The organism is Anaeromyxobacter soli (genome assembly GCF_022808855.1).
Classification (GTDB): Bacteria; Myxococcota; Myxococcia; order Myxococcales; family Anaeromyxobacteraceae; genus Anaeromyxobacter; species Anaeromyxobacter soli.
Genome location: NZ_JAKZLF010000017.1, coordinates 20,489 through 38,787 on the forward strand (window position 1 = coordinate 20,489; position 18,299 = coordinate 38,787).

The following is an 18,299-nucleotide window of genomic DNA, read 5'->3' on the forward strand; positions in this document are numbered from 1 at the left end:
GGTCATGCGCGCGCGGCTCACGGTCGGGCGCGAAGGCGAGGTCCTCGTGCCTCCGCGCGAGGCGGAGGCGCTCGGGCTCGGCGGCGGCGGGGAGGTGGACCTCGTCTCCGCGCGCGGGGCGTTCGCGCTGCTCGTGCCGGCCCGCGCGGACGCGCCGCGCGCCTGGTTCGCGGGCTCGCTCGGCGCGCTCACCGTGCCCGAGGTGATCCAGTTCGTGTTCACCTCGCTCAAGACGGGCGTGCTCCTCCTCGCGTTCGGCGAGGACGCGTCGCGCGCCGCCCCCGACGCCCCCGACCGGCTGCGCCGCAAGAGCATCTACTTCCGCGACGGGCAGGTGGTGTTCGCGTCGTCGAGCGATCCCGCCGATCGCCTCGGCGCGGTGCTCAGGCGCGAAGGGCTCGTCCCGGACGAGGAGCTCGAGCGCTGCGCGCGGCTCGCGCGCGGCGGGCGCCCGCTCGGGCAGGTGCTCGTGGACGAGGGCGCGCTCGGCGCGGGGCAGCTCTACGAGGGCGTGACGCGCCAGGTCCGCGAGATCGTCCTCGGCGCGTTCGTGGAGACGACCGGCGAGTTCGCCTTCCTGGAGGGCCCGGTGGACGACGCCACCGCGGTGAAGCTCCCGGAGCGCACGCGCGAGCTCCTCCTCGCCGGCATGAAGCGGCTCGAGGAGGTCGAGGCGGCGCGCGCGGCCACGACGCCCGGGCCGGGCGAGCCGGAGGTCACGATCGAGATCGCGCCTCCCGAGCCCGCCGCGCCCGCGCGCGCGAGCGGTCCCTTCGAGACGTACCGGCGCATCTTCCTGCGCGTGCACGCCGCGCTCGTCGCGGCCACGCCCGACGCCACCGCCCGGCTCAACGGCTACCTCGAGCAGCTCCCCGAGAAGCGCCGCGCGCCGTTCGAGGGCGTGCGCGTCGCCGAGGACGGCGGCGTGGACGTCGGCCAGGTGCTCGGCAACGTGAGCGCCGCCGGCGCGTTCCGCGGCGCGGCGGCGCGGGCGCGCGCGCTCGAGGCGCTCGACGAGCTGCTCGCGTTCGCGCTGTTCGAGGCGAAGAGCCGGCTGCCGCGCGAGCGGGCCGAGGCGCTCTTGCGCGAGGTGGGGCGGATGCAGGTGGGGAAGGGGTAGCGCCGGTTCGGAGGGGTGGGCCCTCGCCGCTCGTCCCTCGGCGGGCGCTCGGCGAGCGGACTGCACGCCGCTCGAGCCACGAGTGGGCACGGCTCGAGGAGCCGTCGGGAACGTTCGCACAGGGAGGAGCCAACAGCATGCAGCCGAAGGATCGCATCTGCGCCGCCGTCGACTTCCCGTCCTGGTCCGCCGCCGAGCCGTTCGCACGCGCGGTCGCGCCGGAGGTCGGCATGCTCAAGGTCGGCCTCGAGCTGTTCGTCGCCGAGGGCCCGCCGGTCGTGCGCGCCGCGGCGGCGCTCGGGAAGCCGGTGTTCCTCGACCTGAAGCTCCACGACATCCCGAACACCGTCGAGGGCGCCGCGCGCTCCGCGGCGGCGAGCGGCGCGTCGCTCCTCACCGTGCACGCCTCCGGCGGCGCCGAGATGGTCCGCGCCGCGGTGCGCGGCGCCGGCCCGGGCGTGCGCGTGCTCGCAGTGACCGTGCTCACGAGCCTCGACGCGGCGGCGCTCGCCGCCATCGGCCTCGCCGGCCCGCCCGAGGACGCGGTGGTGCGGCTCGCGAAGCTCGCGGTGGGCGCGGGCGCGGGCGGCCTCGTCTGCTCGCCGCACGAGGTGGCCGCGGTGCGCGCCGCCGTCGGGCCTGGCCCGCTCCTCGTCATCCCCGGCGTCCGTCCCGCGGGCGCGGCGAGGGGCGATCAGGCTCGCGTCGCGACGCCCGCGGAGGCCGTGCGCGCCGGCGCGGACGTGCTCGTCATCGGGCGCCCGCTGCGCGAGGGCGGCGATCCGGCCGCGGCGGCGCGGGCGATCGCGGGGACGCTCTAGCGCGGTTCGAGCCGTGGCCGACGGCGGACCGATCTCCCAGGTCAACGTTCCGACGCCGCGGCGTAACTCGGGGCGGAACCGAGCTCAGCGGACTAGGTTTGACGACGTGACTCGTGCGCGGCCATGCCCGCGAGGCAGGCAACGGCTCGGCGTCCCGGCGTACGGCGGCGCGCCCGCAACATCTGCGAACGCGTCCCCGCGCACGGGCGAGCGCACGAAGATGGGCAGAGGGAGGACGCCATGAGGCAGAGGATCGTCTCGGTACCGGACATGATCTTGATCGCTGGAACGCGCGTCGTGCTGGGCGCCGGGATCGGGCTTCTCCTGTCCAGGAGGCTCAGAGGAGGCGTGCGCGAGGGCGCGGGCTGGGCGCTCCTCGCGGTCGGAGCCCTGACGACCATCCCGCTGATGATGAAGCTCCGGACCGCGGCGCTCGATGGGGAGCGGGGCCGAACCGCCGGCGAGTGGGCGCCGGGCGAGACCTCCGCCGCGACCGCGGTGCACTCGCCGTCTTAGGGCTCCCTGACGCGCCGTTTCGGCTCGGGAAGCCGGCCCATTGCTCAGGTGAGTCGGAAGCCGTTGCTCGTGCGATGGCGGCGGAGGTCTCGACCCCCCGTCGGCATCGCCTGCGCCCGAGCCGCGTGTATGATTCGCGCATGCCCACCGCGCCCGAGCTGCTCACCGCCTCCAAGATCGCCGTCCAGCTGAAGGTCTCCGACGCGAAGGTCAAGAACGCCATCGTGGCGCTGAAGCTGAAGCCGGCCGCGAAGAAGGGGCCGTGCAACTACTACGCGGCGTCCGACGTCGCGAAGATCAAGAAGGCGCTCGGGTAGACGGCATCGCCCGTACACTCCGAGGGAGCCGCGTAATCCGGAGGGTGAGGCGGAAGCGTCGAAGCGCCTGTCCGTGAGGACGCGCGCGCACGTGCTCGACCTCGCGCGGCGAGCCGGCAACCCAGGAGATCAGCGCGCCGACGAGGTCGTCGGCGCCGGTTCCGTGTCCGCCGATCGGCGGAACCCCACCGTCGTTGCGCGCGTCCGGTCGCCCCGTAAGGAATGCGGCATGCGCTTCGTTCGGGCCCGGCGCAGACTCCTCCTCCTCGCGCTCCTCGCGCTCGCCGCCTGTCGCTCGGCCCGGCCGTCGGCCGGGGCCGGCGCGAAGGCCACGGAGTCGGCCGCGCCGGGACGCGATCACGCGCTGGTCGTGCGCGGCCACGTCATCCTCCCCGACGGGACGGCGATCGACGACGGCGTCGTCGTGATCGAGGGGAACCGGATCGTGCGCGTCGGTTCGGCATCGGACGTGGCGGCGCCCCCGCACGCCGAGGTGGTCGGCGGGCCTGATCGGTGGGTCATCCCTGGCCTCATCGACGCGCACGTCCACTTCTTCCAGTCGGGCAGCATCTACACACGGCCCGACGGCGTCGACCTCACGGCCCGGATGCCGTACGCGCAGGAGCGGGCCGCGATCCGGGCGAAGATCGACGATGTGTTCCGCCGGTACCTGCGGAGCGGCGTGACGGCGGTCGTGGACATGGGGGGGCCGGAGTGGAACTTCGAGGTACGCGAGCGCGCCGCGAGGTCGCCGCTTGCCCCGCGCGTGGCGGTCGCCGGCCCGCTCCTGTCGAGCGTCGCACGCCCCCAGCTCGCGCTGGACGATCCGCCAATGGTCCAGGTGACGGATCCGGATGGCGCACGACGCGCGGTCCGGGCGCAGCTCCGACGTCAGCCGGACCTCGTGAAGCTGTGGTGGCTCGTGCCGAAGGGCGCCACGCCCGAAACGTGGCGCGCCGTCGCGCAGGCGGCCATCGACGAGGCCCACGCGGCGGGTGCGCGCGTCGCGGTCCACGCGACCGAGCTGGAGACGGCGCGCCTGGCGCTCCTCGCCGGCGCCGACGTCCTCGTGCACGGCGTACGCGACGCGCCGCTCGACGACGCGATCCTGGCGCTCGCGCGCGACCGACGCGTGCCGTGGGTGACGACCGCCGTCGTCGGCGAGGGATACTACGAGTTCCTCACGCGCGCGCCTCGCCTCTCACGCGCCGAGGTGGAGATCGCCGATCCGTTCATCGTCGCGACACTCCTCGACCCCGTCGAGCTTCCCCCCGACCTCGTGGCGCGCGCCCGTGAGCGCGGGCCGTTCGGGCCGTACCAGCTCGAGAACATCCGGCGCGAGCGCGACGCCGGTGTCCTGGTCGTCGCGGGCAGCGACGCCGGGAACCCCGGGACGTTCCACGGTCCGGCGATCCACCGGGAGCTCGAGCTGCTCGTCCAGGCAGGGCTCACGCCGGCGGAGGCGCTCGCGGCCTGCACGGGGAGCGCCTCGCGCGTCGTGAGCCGGTTCGCGGACCTCGGCGCCATCGAGCCCGGCAAGCTCGCCGACCTCGTCGTGCTCGAGGCGAGCCCGCTCGCCGACATCCGCAACACGAGCCGCATCGCGCTGGTCGTGAAGGACGGGCGTGCCCTCCGCCCCGACGAGATCCTCCCGCGCACGGCCGTGGAGGTCGTGCAGATGCAGCTCGACGCGTACAACGCCCAGGACCTCGAGGCGTTCCTCGCGACCTATGCGGACGACGCGGCCGTGGAGAGCGCCGCCGAAGGCAGGACGCTCTCGGCGGGCAAGGCGTCGCTGCGCGAGCGCTACCGCGACCTCTTCGCGAAGCACCCGCAGAACAGGGCTCGCGTCGTGGAGCGGAAGACCGAGGCAGACCGGATCGTCCTCGACCACGAGATCATCACGGGTCGCGCCCCCGACAAGCCCGATCCGTGGGACGTGGGGTGGGTGCGTTACGAGGTCGAGGGCGGGCTCATCCGCAAGGTCATGCTGCCCTGACCTCGCCCCGCAGGTGATCGCTGCGCCTCCGCCAGAGAGCGCCGCGCACCATTCGCCAGGAAGAACTCGAGATCGTCCCCGGAGCGAGCGACCCACAGGTCAGATGCGGGCGCGGAGCGGGACGACCCCGTCATCTCGCTGCCGGATGAGCCTTCGACAAGTGGAAAGTGGAAGGTCCTGACCCCTCTCTTTATGACCTTTCGATGGCGCTGGTCGTCTTCCTTCGAGGGGTCAATGTCGGCGGCTACAGGACGTTCCGCCCGAGCCTCCTCGCGAGAGCGCTGAGCAAGTACGACGTCGTGAACGTGGGCGCGGCGGGCACGTTCGTCGTTCGCAAGCCCGGATCCCGCGCCAGGTTCCGCGCCGACCTGCTCCGGAAGCTGCCCTTCGAGGCGGAGGTCGTCCTCTGCGACGGGCGCGAGCTCATCCGCTTCGAGACGGAGAATCCGTTCGAAGCCGAGCCGGCACGCGCCGACGTCGTACGATTCGTGAGCATCCTCTCGAAACCTCGCCGCGTCCGGGCCTCGATTCCGTTCGTTCTTCCGGCGGACGGCGAGTGGTCGTTGCGCGTGATCGCGTCGAGGAAACGCTTCGTCTTCGGGCTCTACCGCCGTCACATGAAGACGATCGGCTATCTCGGCCAGCTCGACAGGCTGCTCGGGGCGACGGTGACGACGCGGAACTGGAACACCATCACGGCCGTGGTGGGGATCCTGAAGGGCCCGGCGAGGAACTTCCGCTGACGAGCGGGCCCGTCCTTCGTCCTGCGCCGAACGAGCGTCGGACAAGTGGAAAGTGGAAGGTCTCGACCCCCCCGCCGACAGGAGGGCGGCGGCGTGCGAAGCGGCCGACATGATGACAAGCCGCGAGCGGTCTGCGATGAATTTGAGAGCGGGGAGCAGCGGCCGCCCGCCGGCGAGGTGCAAGCATGGACATTCCGACGCTCACGACGGAGCGCCTCATCCTGCGGCCGTTTCGCGAAGGCGACCTCGACGCGCACGCCGCGATGAACGCGGACGCCACGGTCATGCGGTACATCGGCGAGGTCCAGGATCGCGCCGCGGCGTTCCGCACCCTGTGCGCCTTCATGGGCCACTGGTATCTCCGCGGCTACGGTCCGTGGGCCGTGGAGGAGCGCGCCACGGGCGCGTTCGTCGGTCGCGCCGGCCTCACGCGGTTCGAGCCCTGGACGGACGTCGAGGTGGGGTACGCGCTCGTCCCCTCCGCGTGGGGGAAGGGCTACGCCAGCGAAGTGGCCGCGCGGTCGCTGCGCTACGCGCACGAGGTCGTCGGCGCTCGAGGCGTCACGAGCCATATCCTCGCCGGGAACGCGGCCGCGGTGCGCGTGGCCGAGCGGCTCGGGGCGAAGTACGCGTACGACGCCGACCAGCGGGTGAAGGACACGCTCGTACGGGTGTACGTCTATCCAGACGCGCGGTGATGCATCCCACCCCTTTCGCGCGCGCCCAGCCGGCCAGCGAATTCTCGCGCATGTCCTCCCGCCGCGCGGCGGTTATGGGTACCTCCTCTGCGGAGGAGGCTCGTGATGATCGGCCCGAAGATGCAGGAAGCTTTGAACCGGCACGTCCACGCGGAAATGTACTCGGCGTACCTCTACCTCGCGATGTCCGCCTGGTGCGAAGCGAACACGTGGAAGGGGTTCGCGAGATGGCTCCGCGTCCAGCACGACGAGGAGCTGTCGCACGCGCGCAGGAGCCTCGACTTCCTCCTGCTGCGCGGGGGCGAGGCACGGCTGGCCGCCCTCGACGCCCCCCCTCCTGCGTGGACGACCGTGAACGACGTGTTCGAGAAGGTCCTCGAGCACGAGCGGAAGATCTCGGCGTTGGTGCACGAGCTCCACGCCACCGCGAGCCAGGAGCGGGACACCGCCGCGCAGGTCTTCCTGCAGTGGTTCGTCTCGGAGCAGGTCGAGGAGGAGGCGCGAGCCGAGGAGATCGTCGAGAAGCTCCGCATGGTCGGCGACCGGCCCGGCGCTGCGCTCTATCTGGACAAGGAGTACGGCAAGCGCGGCAGGACCCCATGAACGGCCGCGGGACATGAGGGCGCACTGAAGGTGAGCCCGCCTCCGTCGCAGTCGACGCGCCCGGCGGCGTTCGCGAACCAGGTCGTGGGCCTCCGCCGTCGAGGTGCTCACGCCTGCCCGCCGCGGCAGCGGGCGCCCGATCGCTTCCCTCGCGCAGCGGGGCTGTAACCAGAGCGAGCCCGGTCCGTAACGCGCTCAGCGAGGACCGAATGCAAGTCTTCACGGATCAGACAGACCCCAGGGTGGAGATCACGGACGCGAACGACGCCATCGTGGGGCGGAGCCCCGCGCTGAGGCGCGCGCTGCAGAGCGTGGCGCAGGTCGCGGCCACCGACGCGACGGTGCTCCTCCTGGGCGAGACCGGCACCGGGAAGGAGCTCTTCGCGCGGGCGATCCACGATCGGAGTCGCCGCCGGGATCGGCCGCTCGTCAAGGTGAACTGCGCGGCGATGCCGGCCACGCTCATCGAGAGTGAGCTCTTCGGGCACGAGCGCGGGGCGTTCACCGGGGCGACGCAGCGGCGCGAGGGCCGGTTTGCCCTGGCCGACGGGGGGACGATCTTCCTCGACGAGATCGGCGAGCTGCCGCTCGAGCTCCAGGGGAAGCTCCTGCGCGTCCTGCAGGAGGGTGAGTTCGAGCCCGTCGGTGGATCTCGAACGCGGAAGGTCGACGTGCGCGTGATCGCCGCGACGAACCGTGACGTGCAGCAGGGGGTGCGCCGCGGCGAGTTCCGCGAGGACCTGTTCTACCGCCTGAGCGTGTTCCCGCTCAGGCTCCCGCCGCTGCGCGAGCGCGGCGATGACGTCGTGCTGCTCGCCACGGCCATGGCGGAGAGCCTCGCCCGTCGTCTCGGCAGGGAGGTTGCGCCGCCCGGTCCCGCCGACGCCGCGGCGCTGCGGGGATACTCGTGGCCCGGGAACGTCCGCGAGCTGCGGAACGCGGTCGAGCGCGCGATCATCACCTCATCGGACGGGTTGCTGCACCTCGACCGCGTGCTCCCCACGCCCGCCCTCCCGTTCGCGACGGTGTCCGTGGGACCGCTCGCGGCCCGGCGCGTCGACGGTGAGATTCTCACGGCGCGGCGCCTGCGCCAGCTCGAGCGGGAGAACATGATCGCGGCGCTGGAGCGGGCCGGGTGGCGGGTGGGCGGGGTGGCTGGCGCCGCCGCGCTCCTCGACGTGAGCCCGTCGACGTTCAAGTCGCGGATGAAGGCGCTCGAGATCAGTCGCCCGGTCCTGGGTGAAGCCGCGTGACGGGAAGGCAACACGGCGACGAGGTACACGCCGGGCCATAGTCGAGCGCCCGGCGCTACGGGCGGGACCTGCTGATTTCAGCCGGTCGGCCGCCGGCTCGATTCCGCTGATGGCGTCCGTTCGCACGGCGGGGTCGCTCGCGTCCCCGACCGTGCCGTCTACTGCTGCTACCGCAGCCCGAACGGATGGCGGGTCCCGGGCCGCCTCGCGTCGCGCCTGTAACCGGGGGAGCCCGTGTGCGTATTGCGTGCGACGAGGCGTCCATGCAGGCAGTGATGGGACAGGTCGCGCTCATGATGGACGGTAGAAGCGACGTCGGCGCCGCGGGCGCGTCGCGCGCCGACCGCGCCATGGAGCGGTATGCCTGTGGTGAGGACGCGGCGTTCGGCGACGTCTACGACGAGCTGGCGCCACGCCTTCACCGCTTCGCCCTGCGATGGACCCGCAGCCGCAGCGCGGCGGAGGACGCGGTGCAGCAGACGCTCCTCCAGATCCACGCTGCCCGCCATCGCTTCGCTCGCGGCGCCGCGGTCGTTCCCTGGGCCTACGCCATCGCGCGCCGCCTGCTCATCGACCTCGGCCGCCGCGGGGTGCGTGAGGTGCTGCGGGCTGACGACGTCCGCGATCCCGAGGAGCCGTCGGCGGCCCCGTCACCGGAGGAGGCTCTCCACCACAGGCGCGTCGCGGCCGAGGCGCGGCGCAACCTCGCCTCCCTGCCGTCAGGCTGGCGCGAGGCCTTCGAGCTCGTGAAGTTCGAGGGGCTCTCGGTGGCAGAGACGGCCGAGGTGCTCGGGATCACCCGCGGAATGGTGAAGATCCGCGCGCACCGCGCCACCGCGGCGCTCCGCGAGGAGGCCCGGCGGCTCCATGGCTCCTCGGAGTCGACGACTCGCCCGGCTCTCCGGTCGCCGCGCGACATCGAGGGAGGAACGCCGACATGATGCCCCCCGAGTCCCTGAAGATGCGCGTCCTGGAGGCGGTCCGGCAGCACCCCGTGCCGCGCCGGACGGATCCGCTCCCGTTCACCATCGGGCTCGCCGCCTTCGCCGCCGTGGCCATGTCCGGCGTGTTGCTGTGGGTCCCGCCCCTCTTCGGCGAGGTCGCGGGGCTGGCGCACGCCGCTGGACGGCCGGCTTCGAGCGGAGCCTGGATCCTGGCCGGCACCGTCGCCCTGGCCCTCGCCTCCACGTGGCTCGTCCTCCCTTCGCGGCGCTCGATGCTCTCGCCGCCGCGCGGACTGCTGCTGGCCGTCGGAATCGGCGTGCCGCTGCTGGTTGGGGCGTGGCTGGTGCTCTGGCACGGCACCTATGCCGATCCGTTCACCCGCGTCGGTTGGCGCTGCTTCGCGCTCACCGCCCTGACCGCTCCCTGGCCCTTCGCGACCCTGGCCTACGCCAGCCGGCGCGTGGAGCCGCGGCACCCCGGGACGGCCGGCGCCGCCCTCGGGTCCGTGGCCGGCGCCTGGGCGGCGGTGATGGTCGAGCTCTGGTGCCCGCTGGCGACGGGGTCGCACGTCCTCCTGGGACACGTCCTGCCCCTCCTGGTTCTCGCGCTGGCGGGCTCGGCCTTCGGAGTCCGGCTGTTCCGCCTGCCCAGGGTGTAGGCGACGAGACCGACGGGCGCGCCGAGCAGGATCCCCGCGGGGACGTGGCGAGCTCCTGCTAGGCGCCCAGCGCCGACCCGAGGCGCTCGAGGACCGCGGGCCAGCCGCCCTTCATTCCTTCCCACGCTGCGCGGCCCATGGGCGAGTCGAGATCGAACCCCTCGTGCGTGAGGGAGAGGCGCGTGCCCCCCGCCTCGGCGGAGAGCCGCCACGTGATGGTCGTGTCGAGTGAGCCCGTCGCGAACCGGTAGCTGAAGAGCCGCTCGGGCTCGACCGCGATCACCTCGCACGGCTGCTTCCCGAACTGCCCCATGTCGAGCGTGAAGCGGTGTCCGACCACCGGGCGGACGTCGCCGGCGGCCCACCACCGCGCGTGGAGCTCGGGGTCGGTGAGCGCGCGCCAGACCGCAGACGGCGGATGCGGGTAGAGCTGCTCGAGGTGGATGATTCCAGGGGTGCTCATCTCGTCTTCTCTTTGTCGAGGACTTCGCCGAGGGCCGCCAGCCGCCGATCCCAGTAGCGCGTGAACGCCTCGAGCCAGGCGTCGACCTCGGAGAGGGGACGCGGATCGAGGTGGTAGTACCGCTCGCGGCCGCGCGGCTCCTCGCGGACGAGCCGGGCCTTGCGGAGCACCTGGAGGTGCTCCGAGATGGCCGGCCGGCCCACGTCGAAGCCGCGCGCGAGCTCCTTCACGGCGCGGGGGCCCTTCCGGAGCTGCATCAGGATGTTCCGGCGGACGGGGTTCGCGAGCGCCGAGAAGACGTCGGTCTGCGGCATGGACGCAACATAGGTCGGAATATCCCGACGCGTCAACGACTCCCGACGCATCACGTCGCGGCGGCCGGAAGCGTCTCCCCGCTCACGCGTGCGCCTGCACGGGGTGACCCACGGCGTGGGTCTCCCGCGCCGTGCCGTAGACGCCGCCGAGGACCGCGCCGTAGACGAGGTGGCCCATGAGGCTGCCGAATCCGGCACCGAACGAGCCGCCGAACAGCCCCGCGCCCATCATCGGCATCACCACGAGCTGTGCCACGATCCAGGGGACGAGCCCGAACACCGCGCCGCGGATCCACGCGGGGCCCGGCAGGCGGTGCACGAAGCCGGCGGCGTAGATCACTGCGAGCACCGTCCCGATCACGAAATGCGCGAGCCAGCCCAGGACGAGGCTCCCGCCCAGGAACGATCCGAGCATCGCGCCGATGTTCATCGGCGGCAGCCCCATGGCCGGGGCCATCAGCATGAGGGCGGTCATCGCGGCGGTGGCGCCGAGGCCGCCGACGATGGCGCGCGTCCAGTTCAGTCGAGTCATGGAAACCTCCCCGAGGCGACCGTGCGGGAGAATCCCGCGATCGGCGTCCCTGACGATCCGTCCTCGAGCGAGGCTCGAGATTACGGCGCTGCTCGCCGACCGGGGCCCGCCAGGTCCCGCGGTGGCGCCGTAATGTTCGAGCGTCTCGCGGGACCATCCTGCATGAGCGGCGCGGAGCGGGGGGCTCACGAAGGTCCGGGGTCGTTTCCCGTGGCGGTCCCTCGCGAAAGCCGACAACATCGAGCGCCTCCGATGCGGAGCGCGACCACCACGGGCGATGATGCTGCCGAAGGGCGTGCAGCGGAGCTCGACGATTCCGAGCTGGTACGGCGCATCCGAGCCGGAGACCGGGGCGCGTTCGCCGCGCTCGTGCGGCGGCACGGTGGAGGGCTGCTCCGCCTCGCCCGCCTCTTCACCCGCGAGAGCTCGATGGCGGAGGAGGTCGTCCAGGAGACCTGGATGGCCGTCCTCGAGGGCCTCGACGGGTTCGAGGAGCGCGCGTCGTTCAAGACCTGGCTCTACCGGATCCTCGCGAACCGCGCCCGGAGCCGGGCGGTCCGGGAAGGCCGGAGCGTCCCGTTCTCGGCGCTCGCCGACGCGGGTCCCGAGGAGCGCGTGGACCCCGAGCGCTTCGACGCCGCCGGGCGCTGGCGCGACCCCCCGGTCGGCTGGACCGACCAGACCCCGGAGCGGCTGGCGCTCGAGGCCGAGACCCGCCGCGTGATGGAGGTCGCAGTGGCGGCGCTGCCGGCCACGCAGCGCGCCGTGCTCGTCCTCCGCGACGAGGAGGGTCTCGAGACGGATGAGATCTGTAATCTCCTCGGGCTCACCGTGACGAACCAGCGAGTGCTCCTCCACCGCGCGCGGACGCGCGTGAGGCAAGCGCTCGAGGCGTACATGCGAGGCGGACGCCCATGCTGACCTGCAAGGAGCTCACGGAGCTCGTCACCGACTACGCGGAGGGGAACCTCTCGTTCGTGGATCGCCTCCGGTTCCGCGTGCACATCGGCATGTGCCGCGACTGCCGCCGGTACGTCCGGCAGGTGAAGGCGACCGCGGCCGCGCTCGGCGCGCTGCCCGTGCCCGAGCTGTCGCCCGACCTGGAGCAGGAGCTGCTCCGGCGCTTCGACGACTGGAAGCAGACGAGGAGGTCGTGATGGCAATGACCATCCAGGTCCAGATGAGCCCCGGCTGCGGTCACGGCGAGCAGACGGTCGCGCTGCTGCAGGACGTGGTCGCCGCCCTCGCGCTGGAGGCGTCGATCGAGATCGTCCACGTGCGGACCCTCGAGGACGCGGAGCGCCTCGGGTTCCGCGGCTCACCCACGGTGCTCGTGGACGGCGTGGACGTCGATCCGCACGCACCCCCGGGCGTCGGCGTCGGTTGACGCCTCTACGGCCTCGCGGGCGTGCCCCCGCGATCTCTCCTCGAGGTTGCCCTGCGGTCCGCGGCGTCGCGCGACCGTGCGGGCTAGCTTCCAACCTTCTTCCGCATGTGATCGATCACGTGCGTGTGCTCGCGCTGCGGGCTGAACATGATGAGCTCGGCGTCGACCGTGACCTTCACGTTGTGTCCGGCGGGCCAGTAGAACAGGTCGTTCTCGCGCACCGTCTCCTGCTTTCCAGCCGCGTCGGTGGTGGTCAGCTCGCCGCGCAGCACGTAGCCCCAGTGCGGGCACTGGCAGAGGTTGCCCTCGAGCCCCTGGAAGAGGGCCGTCGTGTCCACCCCGGCCGCGAGCGAGAAGTACTCCCCGCTGATCCTGCCCAGCCCCGTCGCGTCGCCCATGTCCGTCCTCTGGCGGAGAACGGCACCGGGGACCTGCAGCTTCACCTCCACGTCATCCTTGGCCACGCGCATGGTTTCGAGACCTCCGAGAAAGAAGTGCGGCTCGGCAGGTAGGGAACGTGCGCGCGAGGAGTCCACGCGGCCATTCAATCGCGTCGGAAAGCGTTGGCTCACCGGCTGCCGCGCACCGGCATGACTCTGGACTGGCCCTGACCGGGGTCGCCCTCACGGACGGGCTCCCCCGCGAGCCGAGCGCCTTCAGTGCGGCGGCGCTGCCGCGCGATCGTTCTGGGGGCCGCGCGACCTGCCATAGACGAGGCGGTACGCCCCGTAGCTCCCGAGGACACGCTTCACGTAGTCGCGCGTCTCCGAGATGGGAATCCGCTCGACCCACGCGTCGAGCTCCTCGTCGGGGCTCGCCCGCACCCACCGCCACACCGCGACCGGGCCGGCGTTGTACGCCGCCACCGCCCGCGCGGTCGAGCCCTCGAACTCCGCGAGCAGCTCCGCGAGGTACGCGGCCCCGAGCCGGATGTTGAGTCCAGGACGGTGGAGCATGCGCGGGTTCACGCGGCCGAGCTTCAGCCCCCGCGCGACGTCCCGGGCGGTTCGCGGCATGAGCTGCGTGAGGCCGAGCGCCCCCGTCGTCGAGCGAGCCGAGGGATTGAAGCGGCTCTCCTCGCGCATCAAGGCCTGCAGCAGGTCCGGATCGAGGCTCGAGGCCTTCGCCCACTGCTCGACCATTTCCCGGAACGGCAGCGGATACGTCGCGCGCCAGACGTCCGCGGTGCGGTCGTCCACCCCGCCTTTCAGCGCGGGCCCGAGCGTGGTGCGAGCGACGAGGGCCGCGGCGTTCGCGCTCCCGCTTCGCTGCAAGGCCTCCACGAGGAGGCGCGCCGCGTCCTCGGGCAGGTTGCGTCGATCGAGGGCGAGCAGCTCGGCCGTGGCCTCCGGCAGCTGCATCCGCAGGAGCTCGACGCCGGCGAGGAACCTCGGGTCGTCGCCGAGAGGACCGGCCTCCAGCGGCCAGACGGGAGCCGCCCCGCCGGACGAGGCGGCGGAGAAGGAGGCCGTCTGCACCACGTCCTGGGGGAGTCGCCCGCGGGCGAGCAGCCCGTACCACTCCGTCGGATGATCCGAGGCGAGCGCGGCGAAGGCTCGCGCGGCCGAGGCGTCGCCCTTCTCCGCGAGCGTCCGGGCCCGCCAGTAGCGAGAGCGGAGCCGCTGGTCGCGTCCGAGGCCGGGCAGGCGATCCAGCCGGTCGAGCGCGGCCAGCGCCTCGGCGTGGGCGCCGGCGGTGCGGTGTTGCCACGCGAGCTGGAAGAGCGCCTCGGCGGCGAAGTTGCCGGTGGGGTACCGAACGGCGACCTGCTCGAGCCGCGCCAGGGCGGCAGCGCGCCTCCCGCCGCGCAGCTCGAGCTCGGCGGCGAAGAACAGCGCGTCGTCGGCGAACGGGTGATCGGGGTACTCGCGCGCCAGCGCCTCGTAGGTGCGCACCGCGTCCTGCCCGCACACCGACTGCGAGTAGCCCAGCACGTACATCGCCTGGGGGCGGAGCTCGGAGCCCTTGCACGCCTCGACCATCGGTGCGAGCGCGGCGGCGGCCTTGCGGTGCTGCCGCTCCTTCCGGAGCGCGTTGCCGATCACGAACGACGCGCTGCAGGCGTCCTCGTCCGGCAGCGGGGCCTTCACCTGCCGCGCCAGCCGCAGGGCCTCGACGTTGTCGTGGAACGCGAGGAACGACTCGGCGCGCCGCAGCCGCCACCGGTTCGGGACGGGGAGCTCCTTCAGGCGCTCCCAGACGACCTTCGCCTCGGGCGAGAGGGGGCTCGTCGCCCAGAGCTCGAGCATGGCGCGGTGCTCGCAGCGGTAGTCGCCCTTCTTCTGGCACAACCGCGCCGAGGCGAGCAGCGCCTTCCGCCGGACGCCGTCGTGGCGAGGGATGGCCGGCAGCTCGCGCAGCGGGAGCAGCGCCTCGAGCGCTCCGTCGAGCTCCAGCCCACGCTCGAGCACGCGCGACCGGCCCAGCCGCGCCTCGGCGAAGAGCGTCGAGCCGGGGCTCACCTGCGCGTAGACGTCGGCCGCGGCGCGGCGCTTCCGCAGCCGCTCCAGGGCGCGCGCCGCGTGGAAGAGGCAGTGGTCCCGCATCCGCGGGTAGTCGTCGGCGAGCGCGCGAAGCTCCGCCGCCGCCGCGGCGGGATCGTCGGCCAGCGCGGCCAGCGCGCGCAGGTAGCGCACCGGCGGCTGCTCTCCGCGCAGCATCGCCCGCGCTCGCGCGTGGCGGCCCCGGTCGAAGAGCGCCTTGGCCTCGGCGAGCTCGCCTGAGCCGAAGTAGGGCGCCAGATCCGCGTCCGTGTAACGGTGCGTCGGCGACGGCTGCGACCGCGAGGTGCTCTCCAGCAAATCCTCGAGCTGGCTCTCCGCGACGGGAGCATCCCCTTCGGCCTCCTGCGCGGACGCCGCCGCCGCCCACATCGCGGCGCCGAGCAAGGCCAGCCAGCGACGCCCGGATCGCAGGGTGAGCCGATGCGAGCCGGTATGCCTCGTCACTCCTTGCACGGATGAGGATCAGTGTACCGATCGATCCGCGCGCGTCACTCCCACAGCCCGCGCGCAGGGCCGCGAGGTGCTTACATCGGCGACCGTTCGGCGCGGGCGGTGCGGCGTCGAGCCGCCACCGCCCGCGAGTCACGAACGGTCACGGAGATGGATACGCGGCGCCGAGCGTCCGGGCCGCCGGGGTCGCTCCGTCCGCCGCGCGCTCGCGCCCGCCCTGGGCGCGAAGCGCGGCCGCGGCATCGACGACCGTGCGGCCGATGGCGCCGAGCAGCACGCCTGGAATCATCAGGATGCCCGCGATGGGCACGATGATCGCGAGGGCGACGAGGATGCCGATCGTCGCGAAGACCTGACCCGAAGAGTACGACCCCTGCCCGACCGTGTTCGGCTGATGCACCGTGTCCTCCCTGCGTTGGGGAGGAATCGTGCGCCCGAACGGCCGGCGAGCGGGACACGCAAGAACGGATGCTTCATCAGCGGAGGTTATGACTCGGGACCACGGAAGCAACCGAACGTGATCACCTCCGGGGGGACCGCGTCGCAGCAGTTCACCCGGAGCGAGGCTCTCCTGGCCCGGCCGCCGAGCGCTACGGAGGCGTCGGCAGCGTCTGGAAGCGCACCTCGCCCGGCGTGAAGTAGCCTCCGAGGCCGACGAGCGTCACGAGCCGTGTCCCGTCGGCGGAGGCCGCGAGCCCCCGGCCGAGCAGTGCGCGATAGCTCGTCTTCGACGACGAGCTCCGCCTCGCCAGCTCCCTGCCGGTCGGCCCGTCGTAGATCCAGACGTCCGTCGCGTCGTAGTAGGAGTCCGTGCCTCCGATGACCATGCCGTTCCAGAGGCAGATGACCGAGTTCGGGTAGGCAGTGCCCGGGAGCACCTGGGTCTGCGTGTGCGTCACCACGCTCACGCCGGGGAACTGGTAGATGCCGCCGCTCGCGAAGTAGGCCATCTGGCCGTCTCCGCTGATGCAGGCCTGGCCGTCGGCGCCGGAGACCGGGCCGTTGAACGCGTCGCTCACGACGAGGCCGCCCCCGGCGAGCGCGGTGCGCTTCACCTTGTCGACGCTCCCGAAGTCGGCCGCGACGTAGGCGCTGTCGGGGGAGGTCGCGAGGCTCTGGGCCCAGATCGCCGCGCTGAACCGGGCCGTGTGCTCGACGCCCGTCGCGAGGTCGTACATGCGGGAGGACGGCGTGACGAGCGTGGGCGAGCCGCCCGGCTGGAACCACGCAACTCCACCGCCGTACGGCGTGGTCCCGGACAGGGGCGTGGACACGTACTGCTTCAGGATGGAGCCGGTGACGGAGTCCACCGCGGTGACCCTGAAGTTCGTCTTGTCGTACACGAAGAGCGTCTTGCCGTCACCGCTCACCGTCATCGCGCCGGCCGCTGCGACGACGCCGGTGAACGTCCGCACCGCCGTCGCAGCGTAGACGTCATAGCCCGTGACATCCGCGCCGCCGTTGTTGAGGAACACGATCGGCTCGACGGGGCTCGCCGCGGCGTGAACCGCCGCGATGGAGAGGCTCGTGTCCACCGGTGACGCGCTCAGGACGGTCAGGCCGACCCGGATCGTCTGCGTGTTCTCGACGGACGGATCCGACGAGACGACCGTGACCGTGGCGAAGTGCGTCCCGGCGGCGAGGCCCGTCGGATCGGCCGAGAGCGTGACGGCCTGCCCCGTGACGCCCGACGAGGTCACGGTGAGCCACGCCTGGTCGGAGGTCGCGTCCCACGGGACGTCGGTACGGCCGGTCGGGCTCACCACCGGGACGGCGCGCGAGAGCACCGAGCGCGAGGGCGAGGAGGACAGCCCCACGCCGGCCGCGCCGACGACGAGGAGGTTCGCCTCCCGGTTGAACGTGACCGGCAGCGTCTTCGTGAGCACGAGCTCGCCCACGGTGACGGTGACCTTGACCTGGCCGGTGTAGGTCCCGCCGATCATCCCCGCGTCGTTCGCGGTGAGCTGGAGCGTGACCCCGGCCGCGTCGACCGTGCCGCTCGTGGAGCTCGACACGAGCCAGGACCCGCCGGAGGCCGTCGTCGGCTCCACCGTGAACGGGTGGCCGGCCGAGCCGGCGCCGAGCGTGAACGTGAGGGGCTGCGGCGCGCTCGACAGGCCATCGGCGCCGCCGAGGACGATCGCGGTCTGCGTGACGGAGAGGACGGGAGCGGTCACCTCGACCGAGAACGCGAGGCTCGCCGTGTCCTGGGCGTTCGCCGTGCTCGTGACGGAGACGCGGCCCTGGTACTTGCCCGGCGCGAGGCCGGACACGTCCACGCTCACGGCGAGCGTCGCGTCCGCGCTCTGCACGCCGGTCGGCACGCGGAGCCAGCTCGCGTCGGTGGACACCGTCCAGTCGCGCCCGGGAGCGCGCACGGCGAGCGAGACGGAGTCCTGCGTCCGGGTCCCGCCGTAGGTGAACGTGGACGCGTAGGCGGTCCCGGTGATGGCGATCCGGGGCGCCACCGTCAAGGTGACGGTCACGTCCTGCGACGCGAGCACGTTTCCGTTCGCGTCGGCGGTGCCGACCGCGAACGTGCTCGAGTACTGCCCGGGCGCGATGGACGTGGTCAGGATCGAGACGACGACGCTGCACGACCGGCCCTGGCACGGGATGGTGATGCCGAGCCAGCTCGGCTGGGTCTGGCCGTTGCGGTAGCCAGCGCCGACGTAGGTCACCCCGTCACCGGTGACCTGCAGGCTCAAGCTGACGCTCGAGGGCGGGGTCGTTCCCTGGAGCACGGAGAAGGACGCCGAGTTCGCGCTCAGCGTGAAGGCGCCCGGCGCTCCGGGACGCGGACCCGAGCCGGACGACGAGCCGCTGCTGCATCCCGCCGCCACGACCGCCAGCACGACGCACGACCACTTTGCCGCAATGCGCATGGATCCCCCTCGACGATGGGGTACGCCGCGGAGGCGCGACCCGCAGGGTCGGAGGACTGGTAGCAGATGGCGCGCTGCTTCGCCAACACCG

21 protein-coding genes are annotated in these 18,299 nt (G+C 72.7%); 14 read left to right on the plus strand and 7 right to left on the minus strand.

Features of this window, described 5'->3' with window-relative positions; all coding sequences use genetic code 11:
• The first annotated feature begins 4 nt into the window (after positions 1-4).
• From MLV88_RS13115 to MLV88_RS13165, 11 genes are all read left to right on the plus strand, one after another.
• Positions 5-1,120: a DUF4388 domain-containing protein gene (locus tag MLV88_RS13115; RefSeq protein ID WP_242338808.1), complete on the plus strand. Its 1,116-nt coding sequence runs from the start codon at positions 5-7 to the stop codon at positions 1,118-1,120.
• Positions 1,121-1,257: 137 nt separating this feature from the next.
• Positions 1,258-1,941, plus strand: a complete 684-nt coding sequence (gene pyrF, locus MLV88_RS13120; RefSeq protein ID WP_242338810.1) for an orotidine-5'-phosphate decarboxylase — start codon at positions 1,258-1,260, stop codon at positions 1,939-1,941.
• A gap of 240 nt (positions 1,942-2,181) precedes the next feature.
• Positions 2,182-2,457 carry a hypothetical protein gene (locus tag MLV88_RS13125; RefSeq protein WP_242338812.1) on the plus strand — a complete coding sequence of 92 codons (276 nt, stop codon included), beginning with the start codon at positions 2,182-2,184 and terminating at the stop codon, positions 2,455-2,457.
• Between the two features lie 140 nt (positions 2,458-2,597).
• On the plus strand, positions 2,598-2,774 hold the full coding sequence (locus MLV88_RS13130; protein ID WP_242338814.1) for a hypothetical protein: 177 nt from the start codon (positions 2,598-2,600) through the stop codon (positions 2,772-2,774).
• A gap of 229 nt (positions 2,775-3,003) precedes the next feature.
• Positions 3,004-4,773, plus strand: coding sequence for an amidohydrolase family protein (locus tag MLV88_RS13135; protein ID WP_242371353.1), 1,770 nt, complete (start codon positions 3,004-3,006; stop codon positions 4,771-4,773).
• A 203-nt stretch (positions 4,774-4,976) separates the two neighbouring features.
• Positions 4,977-5,516 carry a DUF1697 domain-containing protein gene (locus MLV88_RS13140; protein ID WP_243337656.1) on the plus strand — a complete coding sequence of 180 codons (540 nt, stop codon included), beginning with the start codon at positions 4,977-4,979 and terminating at the stop codon, positions 5,514-5,516.
• 185 nt (positions 5,517-5,701) lie between these two features.
• Positions 5,702-6,214, plus strand: coding sequence for a GNAT family N-acetyltransferase (locus MLV88_RS13145; protein WP_242338820.1), 513 nt, complete (start codon positions 5,702-5,704; stop codon positions 6,212-6,214).
• Positions 6,215-6,319: 105 nt separating this feature from the next.
• On the plus strand, positions 6,320-6,817 hold the full coding sequence (locus tag MLV88_RS13150; RefSeq protein WP_242361062.1) for a ferritin: 498 nt from the start codon (positions 6,320-6,322) through the stop codon (positions 6,815-6,817).
• A 209-nt stretch (positions 6,818-7,026) separates the two neighbouring features.
• Complete coding sequence (locus tag MLV88_RS13155; RefSeq protein WP_279324277.1) at positions 7,027-8,070, plus strand: sigma-54 interaction domain-containing protein; 1,044 nt, start codon at positions 7,027-7,029, stop codon at positions 8,068-8,070.
• A 263-nt stretch (positions 8,071-8,333) separates the two neighbouring features.
• Positions 8,334-9,011 carry an RNA polymerase sigma factor gene (locus MLV88_RS13160; protein WP_242338824.1) on the plus strand — a complete coding sequence of 226 codons (678 nt, stop codon included), beginning with the start codon at positions 8,334-8,336 and terminating at the stop codon, positions 9,009-9,011.
• The gene (locus MLV88_RS13165; RefSeq protein WP_243337658.1) at positions 9,008-9,673 is read left to right on the plus strand and encodes an NrsF family protein; all 666 of its coding nucleotides are present in this window, start codon (positions 9,008-9,010) and stop codon (positions 9,671-9,673) included. Before MLV88_RS13160 ends, MLV88_RS13165 begins: the two co-directional genes overlap by 4 nt.
• Positions 9,674-9,731: 58 nt before the next feature.
• Here MLV88_RS13165 and MLV88_RS13170 read toward each other — a convergent pair whose 3' ends face one another.
• The 3 genes from MLV88_RS13170 to MLV88_RS13180 form a co-directional block, all read right to left on the minus strand.
• Positions 9,732-10,136, minus strand: a complete 405-nt coding sequence (locus MLV88_RS13170) for an SRPBCC family protein (protein WP_243337660.1) — start codon at positions 10,134-10,136, stop codon at positions 9,732-9,734.
• Positions 10,133-10,450, minus strand: a complete 318-nt coding sequence (locus MLV88_RS13175) for an ArsR/SmtB family transcription factor (RefSeq protein ID WP_242338830.1) — start codon at positions 10,448-10,450, stop codon at positions 10,133-10,135. Before MLV88_RS13175 ends, MLV88_RS13170 begins: the two co-directional genes overlap by 4 nt.
• 82 nt (positions 10,451-10,532) lie before the next feature.
• Positions 10,533-10,982, minus strand: coding sequence for a DUF1440 domain-containing protein (locus MLV88_RS13180; protein WP_243337663.1), 450 nt, complete (start codon positions 10,980-10,982; stop codon positions 10,533-10,535).
• 252 nt (positions 10,983-11,234) lie between these two features.
• Between MLV88_RS13180 and MLV88_RS13185 the strand changes: the two genes are divergently transcribed.
• From MLV88_RS13185 to MLV88_RS13195, 3 genes are read left to right on the plus strand one after another with little or no spacing between them, the layout of a single operon-like run.
• Complete coding sequence (locus MLV88_RS13185; RefSeq protein ID WP_243337665.1) at positions 11,235-11,903, plus strand: RNA polymerase sigma factor; 669 nt, start codon at positions 11,235-11,237, stop codon at positions 11,901-11,903.
• On the plus strand, positions 11,897-12,139 hold the full coding sequence (locus MLV88_RS13190) for an anti-sigma factor family protein (RefSeq protein ID WP_242338838.1): 243 nt from the start codon (positions 11,897-11,899) through the stop codon (positions 12,137-12,139). Before MLV88_RS13185 ends, MLV88_RS13190 begins: the two co-directional genes overlap by 7 nt.
• 5 nt (positions 12,140-12,144) lie before the next feature.
• Positions 12,145-12,456, plus strand: coding sequence for a DF family (seleno)protein (locus MLV88_RS13195; protein WP_456298408.1), 312 nt, complete (start codon positions 12,145-12,147; stop codon positions 12,454-12,456).
• Here the strand turns inward: MLV88_RS13195 and MLV88_RS13200 are convergent.
• The 4 genes from MLV88_RS13200 to MLV88_RS13215 form a co-directional block, all read right to left on the minus strand.
• Positions 12,453-12,839 carry a cupin domain-containing protein gene (locus MLV88_RS13200; protein WP_242361049.1) on the minus strand — a complete coding sequence of 129 codons (387 nt, stop codon included), beginning with the start codon at positions 12,837-12,839 and terminating at the stop codon, positions 12,453-12,455. The two genes, MLV88_RS13195 and MLV88_RS13200, sit on opposite strands and share 4 nt — an antisense overlap.
• A gap of 186 nt (positions 12,840-13,025) precedes the next feature.
• Complete coding sequence (locus tag MLV88_RS13205) at positions 13,026-15,257, minus strand: lytic transglycosylase domain-containing protein (protein WP_243337669.1); 2,232 nt, start codon at positions 15,255-15,257, stop codon at positions 13,026-13,028.
• 208 nt (positions 15,258-15,465) lie between these two features.
• Complete coding sequence (locus MLV88_RS13210) at positions 15,466-15,723, minus strand: hypothetical protein (protein ID WP_242338846.1); 258 nt, start codon at positions 15,721-15,723, stop codon at positions 15,466-15,468.
• Positions 15,724-15,913: 190 nt separating this feature from the next.
• Positions 15,914-18,208 carry a BACON domain-containing protein gene (locus MLV88_RS13215; protein ID WP_242338848.1) on the minus strand — a complete coding sequence of 765 codons (2,295 nt, stop codon included), beginning with the start codon at positions 18,206-18,208 and terminating at the stop codon, positions 15,914-15,916.
• Between the last annotated feature and the right edge of the window lie 91 nt (positions 18,209-18,299).